This is a genomic window from Streptomyces sp. NPDC026092, from assembly GCF_040638605.1.
GTDB lineage: Bacteria > Actinomycetota > Actinomycetes > Streptomycetales > Streptomycetaceae > Streptomyces.
In genome coordinates this window covers 260,949-277,652 of record NZ_JBEZYN010000004.1, presented here as the reverse complement: position 1 = coordinate 277,652, position 16,704 = coordinate 260,949, and the positions used below count along the sequence as shown (strand labels likewise).

The following is a 16,704-nucleotide window of genomic DNA, read 5'->3' as shown; positions in this document are numbered from 1 at the left end:
AGCACCAGGATGTTCGACTACGAGAAGGACGGCGCGGAGATCTACCGCCAGTCCTTTGCCACGATCCGCGCCGAGGCGGACCTCGGGGGGCTGCCCGCCGACGTCGCCCAGGTCGCCGTCCGCATGATCCACGCCTGCGGCATGACCGACCTCGTCCGCGACATCGCGCACTCCCCGCAGGTCGTCACCCGCGCCCGGGACGCGCTGCGCGCCGGCGCGCCGATCCTGTGCGACGCGCAGATGGTCGCCAGCGGCGTCACCCGCAAGCGGCTGCCCGCCGACAACGAGGTCGTCTGCACGCTCTCCGACCCGTCCGTGCCCGCGCTCGCCGCCGAACTCGGCACCACCCGCAGCGCCGCCGCCCTCGAACTCTGGCGCGACCGCCTCGAAGGCTCCGTCGTCGCCATCGGCAACGCGCCCACCGCCCTCTTCCACCTCCTGGAGATGGTCGCCAAGGGCGCGGGCAAGCCCGCCGCCGTCCTCGGCATCCCGGTCGGGTTCATCGGCGCCGCCGAGTCCAAGGAGGCCCTGGCGGCCCAGACTCTCGGCCTCGACTACCTCGTCGTACGCGGCCGGCGCGGCGGCAGCGCCATGACCGCCGCCGCGATCAACGCCCTCGCCCACGAAGCGGAGATCCAGGCATGAGCGGGTCCACGACCGGCAAGCTGTACGGGGTCGGCCTCGGGCCCGGCGACCCGGAGCTGCTCACGCTCGCGGCCGTCAGGGCCATCGCGGGCGCCGACGTGATCGCGTACCACTCGGCCCGGCACGGCCGGTCCATCGCGCGCTCGATAGCGGCCGAGCACATCCGTGCCGACCAGATCGAGGAGCGGCTGATGTACCCGCTCACGGTCGAGACCACGGACCACCCCGGCGGCTACCGGGGCGCCCTCGACGACTTCTACGCGGAGGCCGCCGCCCGGCTCGCCGCCCACCTGGACGCCGGTCGCACGGTCGCCGTGCTCGCGGAGGGCGACCCGCTCTTCTACGGCTCGTACCAGCACATGCACAAGCGGCTCGCGGACCGCTACGACACGACCGTCATCCCCGGTGTCACCTCGGTCAGCGCGGCTGCCGCCCGGCTCGGGGAGCCGCTGTGCGAGGCGGAGGAGGTCCTGACGATCATCCCCGGCACGCTGCCCGAGGACGAGCTGACGGCCCGGCTCGCGGGCACCGACTCGGCGGTCGTGATGAAGCTCGGCCGGACGTTCCCGACCGTGCGGCGCGCCCTGGAGCGGGCGGGCCGCCTGGAGGACGCGCGGTACGTGGAGCGGGCGTTCATGGCGGGCGAGCGGACGGAGATCCTGGCGGACGTGGACCCGGAGACGGTCCCGTACTTCTCGGTGGCCGTGCTGCCCTCCCGTATCGACCAGGCCTCGCCGGTACGCGAGCGGGGCGAGGTCGTCGTCGTCGGCACCGGCCCCGCGGGCGCGCCCTGGCTGACGCCGGAGTCGCGCGGCGCTCTCGTCAACGCCGACGACCTCGTCGGCTACACCACGTACCTCGACCGGGTCCCGGCGCTGCGCCCCGGGCAGCGCCGGCACGGCTCCGACAACAAGGTCGAGTCCGAGCGGGCCGAGTTCGCCCTCGACCTGGCGCGGCGCGGGCGGCGGGTCGCGGTCGTCTCGGGCGGCGACCCCGGTGTCTTCGCCATGGCGACGGCGGTCCTGGAGGTGGCGTCCGACCCCGCCTACGCGGATGTGCCGGTACGGGTCCTGCCGGGTGTGACGGCCGCGAACGCGGCGGCCGCCGCGGCGGGTGCCCCGCTCGGCCACGACTACGCGACCATCTCGCTCTCCGACCGGCTCAAGCCCTGGGAGGTCATCGCGGCCCGGCTGCGCGCGGCGGCCGAGGCGGACCTGGTCCTGGCGCTCTACAACCCGGGCTCCAAGTCCCGTACGCACCAGGTGGCGGCGGCCCGCGAGCTGCTGCTCGAACTGCGTGCGCCGGAGACGCCGGTGGTCGTGGCGCGGGACGTCGGCGGGCCGGAGCAGTCGGTGCGGGTGATGACCCTGAAGGACCTGGAGCCGAGCGAGGTCGACATGCGCACGCTGCTGCTGATCGGCTCCTCGCAGACGCGCGCGGTCGAGCGCGGCGACGGCCGCACGATCACGTGGACGCCCCGGCGCTACCCGGAGGCGTGACGGGGACCGCCGAGGCCGGGCGGGCGAGGGCGGCGGCTTCCTCGCCGAACCGGGAGCGAGCGGCCTGGGGCTGCACGTCGACCGGTGCGCGCCGCTCAAGGCGTGAACGTGCCGAGCCCGTTCGTGTGAGCAGCGCCGCGCGGGCCGAGCCCCCGCGCCCAGGCGGCCGCCTCCGCCACGGAGGCGGCCGTTTCCACGCCCTCCGGGGCGGGTGGGCGGCGGACGACGATCACCGGGATGCCGGCCTCGCGGGCGGCCTGGAGTTTGGGGGCGGTGGCGGTGGCGCCGCTGTCCTTGGTGACGAGGACGTCGATACGGTGCCGGGCCAACAGGTCGCGCTCGCCTTCGAGGGTGAACGGGCCCCGGTCCAGGAGGACTTCGGTGCGGGCGGGCATCGGGGGTTCGGGGGCGTCGACCGAGCGGACGAGGAACCACTGCGGGCAGTCCGCGAAGGAGGCGAGGCCCATGCGCCCGGTCGTCAGGAAGACCCTTTCCCCGAGGCCGTCCAGGGCGCGGGCCGCCTCCGGCAGGGAGCCGACCGGGTGCCAGTCGTCGCCGGACTCCGGGACCCAGCCGGGGCGGCGGAGGGCCAGCAGGGGAACATGGGCGGTGGCGGCCGCCCGGGCCGCGTTGAAGCTGATCCGCTCGGCGAAAGGATGGGTGGCGTCGATGACCGCGTCCACGGCGTGCGCGCGCACCCACTCCACGAGCCCCTCGACGCCGCCGAAGCCGCCGATCCGGACCTCCCCGGCGGGCAGCCGGGGCGCGGCGACGCGTCCGGCGAGCGAGCTGGTGACCCGTACCGTGCCGCCGTCCGTGCCGTGCAGGCGCTCGGCGAGGGCGCGGGCCTCGCTGGTCCCGCCGAGAATGAGTACGTGCACGGGAACCACGGGAGTCCCTTCGTGAGTGCGGGCGGCGGGCGTGACGCCCAACTCAAGCACACCGGTCTGCGGCCGGGCTGGACGACCGGTGCCTGCGCGACGGCGGCGACGACGGCCGCGTACACGGCGCTGCTGACCGGCGACTTCCCCGACCCGGTGACGATCACGCTGCCGAAGGGCCAGCGGCCCGCGTTCGCGCTCGCGGCGGAGGAGTTGTCCGGCGGCGCGGCGATGGCGGCGGTCGTGAAGGACGCGGGCGACGACCCGGACGTCACGCACGGCGCGCTGATCCGCTCGACGGTACGGCTCCTCCCGGCCGGCTCCGGCGTCGTCTTCAAGGCCGGTCCCGGCGTCGGTACGGTCACCCTGCCGGGCCTGCCCCTGGAGGTCGGCGAGCCTGCGATCAACCCGGTCCCGCGCCAGATGATGCGCGAGCACGTGGCGGAGGTGGCGGCCGCGCACGGGGGCGGCGGCGACGTGGAGATCACGGTCTCCGTCGACCACGGCGAGGAGATCGCACGCTCCACGTGGAACCCGCGGATCGGGATCCTGGGCGGCCTGTCCATCCTGGGCACGACGGGCGTGGTCGTCCCGTACTCGTGCTCGGCGTGGATCGACTCGATCCGCCGGGGCGTGGACGTGGCGCGCGCGGCGGGCTTGACCCACGTGGCGGGCTGCACCGGCTCCACCTCGGAGAAGACGGTGGCGACGCTCTACGACCTCCCGGAGATCGCCCTGCTCGACATGGGCGACTTCGCGGGCGCGGTCCTGAAGTACATCCGCCGCCACCCGGTCGACCGCCTCACGATCTGCGGCGGCTTCGCCAAGCTCTCCAAGCTGGCCGCGGGCCACCTGGACCTCCACTCCGCCCGCTCCCAGGTCGACAAGTCCTTCCTCGCCGACCTGGCCCGCACGGGCGGCGCGTCCGACGCCCTGGCCGAGGAGATCGCCGCCGCCAACACCGGCCTCGCGGCCCTCCGCCTCTGCGAAGCCGCCGGCGTCCCCCTGGGCGACCTGGTGGCCACGCGCTCCCGCGACGAGGCCCTCGCGGTCCTCCGCGGCGCCCCGGTCACGGTCGACATCGTCTGCATCGACCGCGCGGGCACGGTCGTGGGCCGCTCCGGCCAGGCGGGGCCGTAGCATCCGGCATGCGCCCCCATCGTCCCGACCCTAGGCTTGCCAGGGCAGAGAACCCCTATCGAGAGGGAGTCCCATGGCCAAGCGTGGCAACAAGAAGCGGGCGCGCAAGAAGAAGAAGGCGAACCACGGCAAGCGGCCCAACGCCTGAGCCGCCCCGTGGAGGTGTGACGGAGGCCGGGTCCCCGAGAGGGGCCCGGCCTCCGGCCCGTCAGCAGGTGTGGCGGTCGCGGGACGGGTCGTAGAGGTGGCTGTCGCGGAACTGGGAGGCCGCGAGGGTGCGGCCGACCAGGATCACCGCCGTCTTCGTGATCCCCGCCGCCTTCGTCTGCTCCGCGATGTCCGCCAGGGTGCCCCGCAGCACGACCTCGTCCGGGCGGCTGGCCATCGCCACGACCGCGGCCGGGCAGTCCGTGCCGTAGTGCGGCTCCAGTTCGGCGACGACCCGGTCGACGTAGCGGGCCGCCAGGTGGAGGACGAGCAGGGCGCCGCTGCGGCCGAGGGTCGCCAGGTCCTCGCCCTCCGGCATCGGGGTCGCCTGCTGGGCGATCCGGGTGAGGATCACCGTCTGGCCGACCGTCGGGACCGTCAGCTCGCGCTTGAGCGCGGCCGCGGCCGCCGCGAAGGCCGGGACGCCCGGCACGACCTCGTACGGGATGTCCAGCGCGTCCAGGCGTCGCATCTGCTCCGCCACCGCGCTGAAGACGGACGGGTCGCCCGAGTGCAGCCGCGCCACGTCCTGGCCCGCCTCGTGGGCGCGGACGAACTCCGCCTCGATCCGGTCCAGGTCCAGGTCCGCCGTGTCCACCAGGCGCGCGTCCGGCGGGCACTCGGCGAGCAGCTCGCGCGGCACCAGGGAGCCCGCGTACAGGCACACCCCGCAGGACGCCAGCGTGCGGGCGCCCCGCAGCGTGATCAGGTCGGCCGCACCCGGGCCCGCACCGATGAAGTAGACGGTCATGCTCCAGCTCCTGCTTTCGTTACGGACCACTGCGTGACCGGCATCGCCTGCCGCCAGCCGGTGAAACCGCCCACCGGGACGGCCTGCGCGACGGCCAGCCTGACCAGCTCCCCGCCGTGTTCGCCGTACCACCGCGCGAGCAGCGCCTCGGACTCCAGCGTCACGGTGTTCGCGACCAGCCTCCCGCCCGCCGGCAGCGCCGCCCAGCAGGCGTCGAGCAGGCCGGGGGCCGTCAGGCCGCCGCCGATGAAGATCGCGTCCGGGGTCGGGAGGTCGGCGAGACCCTCCGGGGCCGCCGCCGTGACGACACCGAGCGCCGGAACGCCGAGCGCGGCGGCGTTGCGCGCGATGCGCTCCGCCCTCACCGGGTCCTTCTCCACCGCCACCGCCCGGCAGGAACGGTCCGTACGCATCCACTCGATGCCGATCGAGCCCGAGCCGCCGCCGATGTCCCAGAGCAGCTCCCCGGGCGCGGGCGCGAGCGCGGCGAGCGTCGCCGCGCGGACGTACCGCTTGGTGAGCTGGCCGTCGTGCTCGTACGCCTCGTCCGGCAGACCGGGTACGGCGCCGAGCCGCAGCGCCCCGGGGGAACGGACGAGGTCGAGGGCGATCACGTTCAGGGGGTCCACCGGGCCCGCCTGCGGCCAGGTCTCGGCCGTGGCCTCGACCGTCCGCTCGCGGTCCGCGCCCAGCTGCTCCAGGACCCGCATCCGGGTCCCCCCGAAGCCCTTCTCCCGCAGCAACCCCGCGACCTGCGCCGGAGTCGAGCCGTCCGCGCTGAGCACGAGGAGCCGGCGGCCGTCGTGCAGGGCGGCGGAGAGCCCGGCGAGGGGCCGGCCCACCAGCGAGACGGTCTCCACGGCCTCCCCGGCCCAGCCCAGGCGGGCGCAGGCGTACGAGACGGAGGAGGGGTGCGGCAGGACGTGCAGGCGCTCGGCGCCCACCGTCTCGGCGAGCGTGCGCCCGATCCCGTAGAACGTCGGGTCCCCGCTCGCCAGAACGGCCACGGAGCGGCCCTCGTGGGCGGCGAGGAGGCCCGGCACGGCGGGCCGCAGCGGCGAGGGCCAGGCGACCCGCTCACCTGGGCACTCGGCGGCGGGCAGCAGATCGAGCTGGCGGGGGCCGCCGATCAGGACCTCGGCGGCGCCGAGGGCGCGGCGGGACCGTGCGGGAAGGCCGTCCCAGCCGTCCGCGCCGATCCCGACGACCGATATCGCGGCCGGTGGGGCTGGGGGAACGGTGCTCACGTCGGCGAACTCTACGGGAGCCCCGGCGAGCCCCTGCGGGCCCCCGCGGGCCCCGACGGCCCAGGTATGCGGATAGCTATCCGGTACGGTGGAGGCGGCCAGGAACCCCGCGGAATACGCGACCCGGGTGCATGGTTCGACATGATGGTTTAAGATTCAACCAACAGCCCACAGAAGCGCCCCAGCGAGAGGTGAGCACGATGCAGTTCGGGATCTTCACCGTCGGCGACGTGACGACCGACCCCACCACCGGCCGCACCCAGACCGAGCACGAGCGGATCAAGAACACCGTCGCCATCGCGCTCAAGGCCGAAGAGGTCGGGCTCGACGTCTTCGCGACCGGAGAGCACCACAACCCGCCCTTCGTGCCGTCCTCCCCGACCACTCTCCTCGGGCACATCGCCGCGCGGACCGAGAACCTGACCCTCTCCACGTCCACCACGCTGATCACCACCAACGACCCGGTGAAGATCGCCGAGGACTACGCCACCCTCCAGCACCTCGCCGACGGCCGCGTGGACCTGATGATGGGCCGCGGCAACACCGGCCCCGTCTACCCGTGGTTCGGGCAGGACATCCGCCAGGGCATCCCGCTCGCCATCGAGAACTACGCGCTCCTCCACAGGCTGTGGAGGGAGGACGTGGTCGACTGGGAGGGCAAGTTCCGTACCGCCCTCCAGGGCTTCACCGCCACGCCCCGCCCGCTCGACGGCGTCCCGCCGTTCGTCTGGCACGGCTCCATCCGCTCCCCCGAGATCGCCGAGCAGGCCGCGTACTACGGCGACGGCTTCTTCGCGAACCACATCTTCTGGCCCAAGCAGCACACCGAGAAGATGGTCCGCCTCTACCGCCAGCGGTACGCGCACTACGGCCACGGCACCCCCGAGCAGGCCATCGTCGGCCTCGGCGGCCAGATCTTCATGCGCAAGAACTCCCAGGACGCCGTACGGGAGTTCCGCCCGTACTTCGACAACGCGCCGGTCTACGGCCACGGCCCCTCCCTGGAGGAGTTCACCCGCGAGACGCCGCTGACCGTCGGCTCCCCGCAGGAGGTCATCGAACGCACCCTGTCCTTCCGGGAGTACGTGGGCGACTACCAGCGCCAGCTCTTCCTGGTCGACCACGCCGGCCTGCCCCTGAAGACCGTCCTGGAGCAGCTCGACCTCCTCGGCGAGGAAGTCGTCCCGGTGCTCCGCAAGGAGTTCGCCAACCTGCGGCCCGCCGGTGTCCCGGAGACCGCCCCGCTCCACCCCGCCGTACAGCAGAAGCAGTCGCAGCAGCAGAAGCAGCAGGAGGCCTGACCCATGCAGACCCTGAAGCTGGTCGCCGTGTCCGCCGGACTCAGCGCGCCCTCCTCCACCCGGCTGCTCGCCGACCGCCTCGCCAAGGCGGCTGAGCAGCGGCTGATCGAGCAGGAGTACGTCGTCGAGGTCCAGGTGGTCGAACTGCGCGACCTCGCCGTCGACATCGCGAAGAACTTCGTGACCGGCTTCCCCTCGGGGCAGCTCCAGGAGGCGCTCGACGCGGTGACCGGCGCCGACGGGGTGATCGCGGTGACCCCCGTCTTCACCGCCTCGTACAGCGGTCTGTTCAAGTCCTTCTTCGACCTGATCGACCCGGCCGCGCTCACCGGCAAGCCCGTCCTCGTCGGCGCGACCGGCGGCACCGCCCGGCACTCCCTCGTCCTCGACCACGCGCTGCGCCCGCTCTTCGCCTATCTGCGGGCCCTCGTCGTCCCGACGGCCGTCTACGCGGCCTCGGAGGACTGGGGTTCCGGCGGCGACGAGTGGACGGACGGCCTGCCGTCCCGGATCGCCCGCGCCGGGCACGAACTCGCCGACCTGGTCGCGGCCCGGGGCCCGGCCGGGGACGCGGACGACGACGAGGTCGTCCCCTTCGAACGGCAGCTCGCCGACCTGCGCCTGGATTGATCCTCTCTTACGTTGGGGCGGATGCGCCGTGCAACGAACGGAGAGCGACATGGCCGGCAGGATCGTGGTGGGTGTGGACGGTTCGGAGCCCTCGCTGAAGGCGCTGAAGTGGGCGGCCGGGCAGGCCGCCCTCACCGGGGACTCCCTCCAGGCGGTCATCGGCTGGGAGTACCCGGCGTCCTGGTCGGCGGCGCCCGGGGTGCCGCCGGACTTCGACCCGGAACAGCTCGCGCATCAGATCCTGGACGAGGCCCTGTCCGGGGCGCTGACCCCGGAGGCCGCCGCCGCCGTCACCCGCACGGTCGTCGGCGGCAACCCGGCCCAGGCCCTGGTCGACCAGGCCGAGGGCGCGTCGCTGCTGGTCGTCGGCGACCGCGGTCACGCGGGGTTCAAGGCGGCGGTCCTGGGCTCGGTCTCCACCCGGGTGACCCAGCACGCGCCGTGTCCGGTGGTCGTGGTCCGCGGCGACTGACCCGGTTTGCCGCGCGCCACGCACCCGGCTGGCGCATGATGCCGTCATGGACATCAAGCTGGAACTGATCGGCGTACCCGTCACCGACATCGACCGGGCCAAGGCCTTCTACGAGCAGGTGGGGTTCAACGCCGACCACGACATCCCGGTCAGCGACGACATCCGCTTCGTCCAGATGACCCCGCCGGGATCGGCCTGCTCGATCGCCTTCGGCAAGGGCATCACGGAGATGGCGCCGGGCTCCCTCGACAACATGCAGGTCGTCGTCACCGACATCGAAGAGGCCCACGCCGACCTCACCGAGCGGGGCATCGAGGTCAGCCCGATCGACGACCAGCCGTGGGGCTCCTTCGTCTACTTCGCCGACCCGGACGGCAACCGCTGGGCGGTCCAGCAGACCACCCCGCGCCAGAAGTAGCTCACTTGCGGTTGTAGAGCCGCATCGTGATCGCGCCGAAGACCACCACGAGCAGCGCCGACCACCCCAGCGACCAGGCGATGTCCGCCGCCGGCCAGTTCCCGGCCATCAACTCCCGTACCGCCGAAGCCAGATGCGACACCGGGCTGTTGTTCACGAAGGCCTGCAGCCAGCCGGGCATCGTCTTCGGGTCGACGAAGACGTTGGACAGGAACGTCAGCGGGAAGATCACCATCATGCTGACGCCCATGACCGACTTCTCGCTGCGCAGCAGCAGCCCGAACATGGTCCAGATCCACGAGAACGCGAACGAGAAGATCACGAGCAGCGCGACCCCGAGCAGCACGCCGACCACGCCGCCCTCCGCGCGGTAGCCGATGATCATGCCGACGGAGAGCATCACCACCGAGGCGATCAGATAGCGCACCACGTCGCCGAGGAGATAGCCGACCATCGGCGCGGGCCGCCAGATCGGCAGCGTACGGAAGCGGTCGAAGACGCCCTTCTCGATGTCCGTGTTGACCGAGACACCGGTGTACATCGTGATCATCACGACGCTCATCACGAGGATGCCCGGCAGCAGGAACTGGATGTACGCCGAGACCGAGCCGGCCAGCGCGCCCCCGAAGAGGTACGTGTACATCAGCACCATCATGATCGGGAACGCCGTCACGTCGAACAGCTGCTCCGGCACGTGCTTGATCTTCAGCATGGCCCGCCAGCCGAAGGTCAGCGACGCGGAGAGCGCGCTCGGGCGCGGCGGGCGGGTCTGCCCGACGAGCAGCGCCGCGAGTTCGTCCGCCTTCGGGGCGACGAAGTCGAGGGTGTCGGGGCCTTGCGTGTCCTTGCCGGTGGTGACGGTGGTCATGCCGCCGTTCCTTTCGTGTCCGTCAGCGCCAGGAACACCTCGTCGAGGCTGGGCTGGCCGAGCCCGAAGTTGTCGACCGTGATGCCCGCCCGCGCCAGCTCCGACAGGGCCCGGGCGGCCTGCTCGGCGGCGCCCAGGTCCGTGCCGTGGCCGTTCACGGTGGCGGTGAGCGCGACCGGGTCGGCGTCGAGTTGCACGGTGGCCTTGAGGGCCTCCCGGAGGACCCGCTCGGCCTCCGGGCGCTGCTCGGGGTCCCGGAGCCGCACGTGCACCGAGCCGGAGCCGACGGACGCCTTCAGCTCGCCCTTCGTGCCCTCCGCGATGACCTTGCCGTGGTCGATGACGGCGATGCGGGAGGCCAGCTGGTCCGCCTCGTCCAGGTACTGGGTGGTGAGCAGGACCGTGGTGCCCTGGGCGACCACGGCGCGGACGATGTCCCAGACCTGGTTGCGGGAGCGCGGGTCGAGGCCGGTGGTCGGTTCGTCGAGGAAGAGCAGGTCGGGGGTGTTGAGGATGGACGCGGCGATGTCGATACGGCGCCGCATGCCGCCCGAGTAGTTCTTGATCTGCTTGTCGGCCGCCTCCGCGAGCCCGAACGCCTCCAGCAGCTGCGCGGAGCGTTCGCGGGCGACGGGGCGGGTGTGGCCGAGGAGCCTGCCGAGCAGGACGAGGTTCTCGGTGCCGGTGAGGTCCTCGTCGACGGAGGCGTACTGGCCGGTGAGGCTGACGCGCCCGCGGACGGTGTCGGCGTCTTGGACGACGTCGTGGCCGAAGACGCGGGCCCGGCCGTCGTCGGGGCGCAGCAGGGTCGCGAGCATCTTGACGGCCGTGGTCTTGCCGGCGCCGTTGGGGCCGAGGACGCCGTAGACCGTGCCGGCCGGTACGCGCAGGTCGATCCCGTCGACGGCACGGTTCGTGCCGAAGACCTTGACCAGGCCCTCGGTCTCGATGGCGAGGTCGGTCATGCGCTGTCCCTCCCGCTGCCGGGTGCGGGGCCGCTTGCCGGGTGCGGGCCCGCTCCGACCAGTCTCCGACGGTTGCCGCCGGGATGCCAGGGGGAACGCGTGTGCGTCGCGGCGAGGGGGAGTACGGGGATGACCGGGGCGAGCGCTTCGGCCCTGGCGAGAGGCGGGTGAAGGAGGGTGTCTCCGCCGCGCGGCGGAGGCACCCCGGCCGTCGGGGCGACGCCCGGGGTGGCGCCCTCACGCCACGCTGACGCCCATGACGCTCTCGCCGACGACCCTCCCGCTGCCGAAGATCGACGCGCTGCCCGACGTACCCCGCTGGGCCGCGCTCGCCGCCCACGCCGTACCGCTGCTCGTCCTGCCCTCGGGGCTCTGGCGGATCGCCCTGACCCTGGGCCTGCCGGTCGCCACCGTCGACGACCCGACGCTCGGGCAGAACGTCTTCCAGATCGTGCTGACCGTCGTCGCCGAGCTGCTCGCCTTCCTGACGCTCGGCCTGGTCCGCTCCTGGGGCGAGGTGTACCCGCGCCGCCTGCCGTTCCTCGGCGGGCGGCCGGTCTCCCGGCGCGGCGCGACCGCCGCCGCACTGGGCGGGGCGGCCGGGCTCTTCGCACTGACGGGCTGGTTCACGTACGTGGCGGTCGCGGGGCTCGGTGCGGACGCGGAGGGCGTCCACACGGTGGGGGCGTTCCAGCAGGGCCTGTTCCTCGTCTGCTACCTGCCGCTGATGGCCTGGGCCCCGCTGCTCGCCGCGGTGGCGGTGGCGTACTCCCAACGACGCCGTCAACGCCCGCTTCCATGAACGGCGAAGCCCCTGCTCGTCGCTCGACGGAGGGGGCGCTTCGTGCGTTCTCGATCACACGAGCAGCCGCGGTGGAATCCGGGCTCCACGTCCCCGAGACCCTGATCACCAACGATCCCGCCGACGTCGCCCCGTTCGCCGAGTACGTCGGAGGCCACATCATCACCAAGGTCCTCGGCGGCATCGTCCACACCGAGGACGGCAAACGCGGCCAGCTCTACACCCGCCGCGTGCCCACCGAGCAGCTGACCGACCCGCGCATCGCCCTCACCGCCCATCTCTTCCAGCGCGAGATCACCGACAAGGCCGACGAGATCCGCGTAGCCGTCGTCGACGGGCAACTGTTCCCCGGCGAGCATCATCGAGCCCGGCCTCGTCTGGCAGTACGACCTGGACGACGATCGACACCCGATCGGCGCCCGCGTATGGGCCGTCGACGGCTCGATCGCCAGCCTCGCCGCCGACGGCACCGTCGCAGAGGCAGGCCCCCGAGCCCTGTGGTCACACCTGGAGAAGGCATACGAGGTCTTCACCGAATCCGGGAGGCCCACTCCTGACCGCTACGGCGTGACCATCAACGAGGAAGCGCAGCGTGTCTGGCTCGACAGCCCGAACGGGCCCACCTGGAACCTGGCGACCAGCTGAGGCCGCCCCTGCAAGCGCCCCGTCAGGGGCTACCGCGGCACGGCCCCACTGCTCGCCGGCAGCGGGGCCAGCCTAGGGCTCGTGCGTGTAGAGGAGGTAGAACGCGGTGACGAGGGTGCCCGCCGCCACGATCAGGCCGAGGATCACCCCGGACAGGATGCTCGCGTCGGAGAGGCTGAACAGGAAGCCGACCGCGCAGCCCGCGAGCACGGCCCAGGCCGCCGCGTGCAGTTCGCGGGGCAGGACGTGGCCCCACTGCCGCACCGCGTACACCCCGCCGGCGAGGACGAGTCCCGAGACCACCCCGAGCAGGACCTGGCCCCAGGTGATGACGCCTCCGGAGCGCTGGATCGCGGCGGCGTAGATGCCGTAGGCGAGGCCCAGCGTCGTGGGCAGGACCAGGCCGTGGGTGCTGAACTGCCGTCGCGTCGGTACCGCTGCGTGTGCGGCCATGGCAGGCGCTCCTTCGTTCTCGCCCCCTCACCCTCAAGGGCACACCCGGAGCGCCCGCCCCCGCAACCGGACGGCTCAGCTCACCGGCCGCACCGCGACCGCGTCGATCTCGAAGAGCATCCCGGGCAGCGCGAGCACGGCGACTCCGCTGAGCGTCTGCGCGGGCAGCCGCTCGCCGAACGCGCCGTGCAGCGCCTTGCCGAGCACCTCCAGCTTCGCGAGGTCGTGATCGACGATGTACGAGCCGAGGCGCACGACGTGCTCGAAGCCGAGCCCGGCGCCTTCGAGGGCGAGCCGGAGGTTGGTGAACGCCAGCTCGACCTGGGCGGCGAAGTCCCCGGGGACGGGGGAGCCGGTCGCGTCGGAGGCGTACTGGCCGCCGATGAAGACGAGTTCGCCGGGCGCGGAGACGGCGTGGCTGTAGCCGAAGGGGGACGGGTCGTGGAGGGTCCCGGGGTTGGTGATGGTGCGCCGGTCGGTGGCCGGGGTGGTGGTCGTGGCGGCGTGGGTCTCGGTGCTCATGGGGTGTGCTTCCTTCCGGAGAGTACGGCCGTCAGGCAGGCGGCCAGGGTGAGCGCGGCGCCCGTGGAGAGGACCGCGGTGTACGTGGTCGCGTCGGTGATCAGCCCGCCGAGGAGGGCGCCGAGCGCGAGGGAGAGGCAGAAGACGCTGACGTAGAGACCGGTCGCGTTCTCCACGTCCTCGGGCGCGGCGACGGCCATGAACCAGGACTGCAGCCCGACGGAGACCCCGCCGTACGCGAGCCCCCACAGGATCAGCAGGGCCGCGCCGGCCGGGGGCGTACCGCCCACGAGGGCGAGGGTGAGGAGCGCGAGGGTCAGCCCCGCGCCGAGGGCGGCGAGGGTACGGAGCGGGGAGCGGGCGGCCCGGGGGCCGGTGAGGAAGTTCCCGGCGACTCCCGCGGCCCCGTAGCCGAGGAGGAGCGGCCCGACGAACCGCTCGGGCACGTGGGCGTGTTCGACGAGGACGGGCCGTACGAAGGAGTACGCGAGGAAGTGCCCGGTGACGAGGAGGAGGGTGAGCAGCAGGCCGAGGCGGACCCGCGCGTGACGGCGCGGCAGGTCCCACAGCCTCGGGGCGCGTGCCCTTCGGCTCCCCGGCAGGGCGGGCAGCAGCGTCGCCAGTGCTCCCGTCGCCGCCAAGGCCACCACCCCCACCCCGGCGAACGCCCCTCGCCAGCCGGTCCCTTCCGCCACCGCCGTGGCAGCCGGTACGCCGAGCACGGAGGCGGCCGAGACCCCGCCGAAGATCACGGCCGTGGCCCGGCCCACCCCGGCGGCCGGCACGAGCCGGGGCGCGAGGGCGCCCGCGAGGGCCCAGAAGCCGCCGATGGCGACCCCGAGCAGGGCGCGCGCGACGAGCACGGGCGCGATGTGCCCGGCGAGGGCGGTCCCCAGGCTCGCGACGGCCACCAGGGCCATCAGCAGGACCAGGACGGTCCGCCGGTCGGCCCCGGCGGCGCGCTGGGCGATCAACGGGGCGGATGCGGCCGCCACGAGTCCCGGGACGGTCACCATGAGGCCCGCCGTACCGGCGGAGACCCCGAGGTCGGCCGCGACCGGTGTGAGCAGGCCGACGGGCAGCAGCTCCGCCGTCATGACGGTGAAGATGCCGAGCGTGACCGCCCCGACCCGGAGCCGCCCGGACCGGGCCCGGCGGCCATCCCCCTTAACCTGGATATCCAACATCCAGAATAACCCCCTCGAAGAGGCCGGCGCCCAGGCGTCGGCTCGAATCTCAGACGTTCGCGAACCAGCGGCGGATGCGGTCCTGGGCCGACGGCGCCTGGCGTTCCGCCTGTTGCCGTACGTCGTCCAGCGTGCGGGCCGCCAGTTCGCGGCGCCAGGCAAGCTCCGCCGCGCCCATCGCGCCCGCGATCGCGCACTCGGCGGCGTACGTGTCCGCCGGGCCCGCGCCCGGGCCCTGTTGCCGGATCTCGCCGCAGCGGAACGCCTCGTCCGGGCCCTCGATCGCCGTGACGACGTCCATCAGGGTGATCCGGTCCAGCGGTCGCGCCAGCCGGAAGCCGCCCTTGGGCCCGGAGGTGGAGCTGAGGATGCCGGCCCGGGTGAGCGCCTGGAGCTGCTTGTTGAGATAGGCCGCGGGCAGCTCGTGGTACGCGGCGAGACGCGCCGCCGTCACCGCCCGGTCCGGCCCGATCCAGGCGAGGTTGAGACAGCTGTGCAGCGCCCACTCGACGCCCTCGTTCATCCTCATATCCTGGATACTAGATGTCCAGGATCCTTCCCGCAACCCGAATGGGTCGTGCCGCAAGCCGGATCGATCCCCGCTCACGCGCGCCGCGGCCCGCTCCCGTCCGGACCCCGCTCCACCAGCTCGGCAAGGCGCGCGAGCGCCCCCGCCAGGATCGGAAGCGGCGGCGACGCGAGGCCCACGCGGACCGCGTCCGCCGCGCCTCGCGCCAGCCCGCGCCGCGAGGTCGGTCTGCCTCCGCCTCCACCGCCGCGCCCGTCCACCGCGAACGACGGGCCCGGGGTCAGGGCGATGCCCCGCTCCGCCGCCGCGGCCGTGAAGGTCTCCGCGCGCCAGGGCGGCGGCAGCTCCCACCAGCAGTAGTAGGCGTGCGGCGAGGTACGGATCCGGTACGCGCCCAAGTGCCGCCGGACCAGCGCGTGCCGGGCCGCCGCGTCCCCGCGCTTCGCCGCCACGAGCGCGTCGACCGTGCCGTCCGCCGCCCACCGGGTCGCCGCCGCGAGCGCGAGCCCGCCCGCCGTCCACGCGCCCGAGCGCAGCGCCCGCGCGAGCTCCTCGACCGATACCGAGGAGCCCGGGCCCTCCGGCGCGACCAGGTGGCCGACGGTGAGCCCGGGCGCGAGGCGCTTGGAGAGGCTGTCCACGAGCACCACCCGCTCCGGGGCGTGTGCGGCGAGCGGCGCGGGGGCGTCCGGGACGAGGAAGGCCCAGGTGGTGTCCTCGATCGCCGTGAGCCCCGACTCCCGCAGGACGTCCGCCAGTTCGGCCCGTCGCCCCGGACTCGCCGTCAGGGAGAGCGGGTTGTGCAGGGTCGGCTGGACGTACACGGCGGAGAGCGGGCCCGCGCGGTGGGCCGCCGCGAGGGCGTCCGGGCGCATCCCCTCCCCGTCGAGCCCGATCGGCACGAGCCGTACCCCGAGCCGCTCCGCCACCGTCATGACCAGCGGATATGTCAACGCCTCGATGCCGAGCGCGCCGCCCGGCGGCACGAGCGCGGAGAGCGCCGCCGCGATGGCCTGGCGGCCGTTGCCCGCGAAGAGCACCCGTTCGGGGTCCGGCGCCCAGCCCGGCCGGGCGAGGACCCGCGCGGCGGCGGCCCGGGCCTCCGCCGTGCCGGTGGCCGCCGCGGGACGGCTCGTCTGCTCGCCCAGGACGTCGGCGCGGGCGAGCGCCGTGAGCGCCCGCGCCATCAGCTCCGACTGGCCTTCCGCCACCGGGTAGTTGAGCTGGAGGTCGACCGGCGCGTCCCCGGTCGCCTCGGCGAGCGCGAGCGCGGCGCCCGGCGGCGGCGGAGCCGCCCGTACGAACGTCCCGCGCCCCACCTCGCCGACGACCAGACCGCGCCGCGCGAGCTCTCCGTACACCCGGATCGCCGTGGAGTTGGCGATCCGGTGGCGGCGCGCGAGCACCCGCTGCGGGGGCAGCCGGTCGCCGGGGCGCAACCGCCCGTCCGCGATCCGCCGCGCGAACAGATCGGCGATCCGCCGGTACTCCTCCACCGGTATGCCTCCCACGCAGTTGGCTCATTGCACCGAGAGCAAAGGA

Annotated in this window: 19 protein-coding genes; 9 read left to right on the top strand and 10 right to left on the bottom strand. The window is 73.7% G+C overall.

Going from position 1 to position 16,704, the window contains the following annotated elements:
- The first annotated feature begins 9 nt into the window (after nt 1-9).
- Nucleotides 10-645, top strand: coding sequence for a precorrin-8X methylmutase (locus AB0F56_RS08560; RefSeq protein WP_362006154.1), 636 nt, complete (start codon nt 10-12; stop codon nt 643-645).
- On the top strand, nt 642-2,144 hold the full coding sequence (locus tag AB0F56_RS08555; protein WP_362005672.1) for a precorrin-2 C(20)-methyltransferase: 1,503 nt from the start codon (nt 642-644) through the stop codon (nt 2,142-2,144). The genes AB0F56_RS08560 and AB0F56_RS08555 overlap by 4 nt, the downstream gene beginning before the upstream one ends.
- Nucleotides 2,145-2,239: 95 nt before the next feature.
- On the opposite strand, the gene AB0F56_RS08550 is transcribed toward AB0F56_RS08555, so the two are convergent.
- Entirely contained in the window at nt 2,240-3,025 is a 786-nt protein-coding gene (locus AB0F56_RS08550; protein WP_362005670.1) for a cobalt-precorrin-6A reductase, read from the bottom strand.
- Nucleotides 3,026-3,046: 21 nt separating this feature from the next.
- Between AB0F56_RS08550 and AB0F56_RS08545 the strand changes: the two genes are divergently transcribed.
- Nucleotides 3,047-4,165 carry a cobalt-precorrin-5B (C(1))-methyltransferase gene (locus tag AB0F56_RS08545; protein ID WP_362005669.1) on the top strand — a complete coding sequence of 373 codons (1,119 nt, stop codon included), beginning with the start codon at nt 3,047-3,049 and terminating at the stop codon, nt 4,163-4,165.
- A 208-nt stretch (nt 4,166-4,373) separates the two neighbouring features.
- On the opposite strand, the gene cobM is transcribed toward AB0F56_RS08545, so the two are convergent.
- Both cobM and cbiE read right to left on the bottom strand, forming a co-directional pair.
- Entirely contained in the window at nt 4,374-5,123 is a 750-nt protein-coding gene (gene cobM / locus AB0F56_RS08540; RefSeq protein ID WP_362005667.1) for a precorrin-4 C(11)-methyltransferase, read from the bottom strand.
- Nucleotides 5,120-6,370: a precorrin-6y C5,15-methyltransferase (decarboxylating) subunit CbiE gene (gene cbiE, locus AB0F56_RS08535; RefSeq protein WP_362005665.1), complete on the bottom strand. Its 1,251-nt coding sequence runs from the start codon at nt 6,368-6,370 to the stop codon at nt 5,120-5,122. The genes cobM and cbiE overlap by 4 nt, the downstream gene beginning before the upstream one ends.
- A gap of 200 nt (nt 6,371-6,570) precedes the next feature.
- On the opposite strand from cbiE, the gene AB0F56_RS08530 reads away from it, so the two are divergent.
- The 4 genes from AB0F56_RS08530 to AB0F56_RS08515 are packed head-to-tail and all read left to right on the top strand — an operon-like array spanning nt 6,571 to nt 9,191.
- Nucleotides 6,571-7,671 (top strand): LLM class flavin-dependent oxidoreductase, encoded by a 1,101-nt coding sequence (locus tag AB0F56_RS08530; RefSeq protein ID WP_362005662.1) that lies wholly within the window; start codon nt 6,571-6,573, stop codon nt 7,669-7,671.
- 3 nt (nt 7,672-7,674) lie between these two features.
- A complete protein-coding gene (locus AB0F56_RS08525) occupies nt 7,675-8,301 on the top strand; it encodes an FMN reductase (RefSeq protein ID WP_362005660.1) in 627 nt (208 codons plus the stop codon).
- Nucleotides 8,302-8,350: 49 nt separating this feature from the next.
- Complete coding sequence (locus AB0F56_RS08520) at nt 8,351-8,773, top strand: universal stress protein (RefSeq protein WP_362005658.1); 423 nt, start codon at nt 8,351-8,353, stop codon at nt 8,771-8,773.
- A gap of 46 nt (nt 8,774-8,819) precedes the next feature.
- Entirely contained in the window at nt 8,820-9,191 is a 372-nt protein-coding gene (locus tag AB0F56_RS08515) for a VOC family protein (protein WP_362005655.1), read from the top strand.
- A gap of 1 nt (nt 9,192) precedes the next feature.
- Here the strand turns inward: AB0F56_RS08515 and AB0F56_RS08510 are convergent, their stop codons facing one another.
- Both AB0F56_RS08510 and AB0F56_RS08505 read right to left on the bottom strand, forming a co-directional pair.
- The gene (locus tag AB0F56_RS08510; protein WP_362005652.1) at nt 9,193-10,059 is read right to left on the bottom strand and encodes an ABC transporter permease; all 867 of its coding nucleotides are present in this window, start codon (nt 10,057-10,059) and stop codon (nt 9,193-9,195) included.
- Nucleotides 10,056-11,024 carry an ATP-binding cassette domain-containing protein gene (locus tag AB0F56_RS08505; RefSeq protein ID WP_362005649.1) on the bottom strand — a complete coding sequence of 323 codons (969 nt, stop codon included), beginning with the start codon at nt 11,022-11,024 and terminating at the stop codon, nt 10,056-10,058. The genes AB0F56_RS08510 and AB0F56_RS08505 overlap by 4 nt, the downstream gene beginning before the upstream one ends.
- 256 nt (nt 11,025-11,280) lie before the next feature.
- Here AB0F56_RS08505 and AB0F56_RS08500 point away from each other — a divergent pair, with 256 nt between their 5' ends.
- On the top strand, nt 11,281-11,826 hold the full coding sequence (locus AB0F56_RS08500) for a hypothetical protein (protein ID WP_362005646.1): 546 nt from the start codon (nt 11,281-11,283) through the stop codon (nt 11,824-11,826).
- Nucleotides 11,823-12,383, top strand: coding sequence for a hypothetical protein (locus tag AB0F56_RS08495; protein WP_362005645.1), 561 nt, complete (start codon nt 11,823-11,825; stop codon nt 12,381-12,383). Before AB0F56_RS08500 ends, AB0F56_RS08495 begins: the two co-directional genes overlap by 4 nt.
- 160 nt (nt 12,384-12,543) lie before the next feature.
- Here the strand turns inward: AB0F56_RS08495 and AB0F56_RS08490 are convergent, their stop codons facing one another.
- The 5 genes from AB0F56_RS08490 to AB0F56_RS08470 all read right to left on the bottom strand — a co-directional run bounded on the left by AB0F56_RS08490 (nt 12,544) and on the right by AB0F56_RS08470 (nt 16,658).
- A complete protein-coding gene (locus AB0F56_RS08490) occupies nt 12,544-12,924 on the bottom strand; it encodes a hypothetical protein (protein WP_362005642.1) in 381 nt (126 codons plus the stop codon).
- A 75-nt stretch (nt 12,925-12,999) separates the two neighbouring features.
- A complete protein-coding gene (locus AB0F56_RS08485; protein ID WP_362005639.1) occupies nt 13,000-13,446 on the bottom strand; it encodes a Rid family hydrolase in 447 nt (148 codons plus the stop codon).
- Nucleotides 13,443-14,633, bottom strand: coding sequence for an MFS transporter (locus tag AB0F56_RS08480; RefSeq protein ID WP_362005637.1), 1,191 nt, complete (start codon nt 14,631-14,633; stop codon nt 13,443-13,445). The genes AB0F56_RS08485 and AB0F56_RS08480 overlap by 4 nt, the downstream gene beginning before the upstream one ends.
- Before the next feature lie 49 nt (nt 14,634-14,682).
- Nucleotides 14,683-15,156, bottom strand: a complete 474-nt coding sequence (locus tag AB0F56_RS08475) for an Rrf2 family transcriptional regulator (protein WP_362006151.1) — start codon at nt 15,154-15,156, stop codon at nt 14,683-14,685.
- 80 nt (nt 15,157-15,236) lie between these two features.
- Nucleotides 15,237-16,658, bottom strand: coding sequence for a PLP-dependent aminotransferase family protein (locus tag AB0F56_RS08470; RefSeq protein ID WP_362006150.1), 1,422 nt, complete (start codon nt 16,656-16,658; stop codon nt 15,237-15,239).
- Between the last annotated feature and the right edge of the window lie 46 nt (nt 16,659-16,704).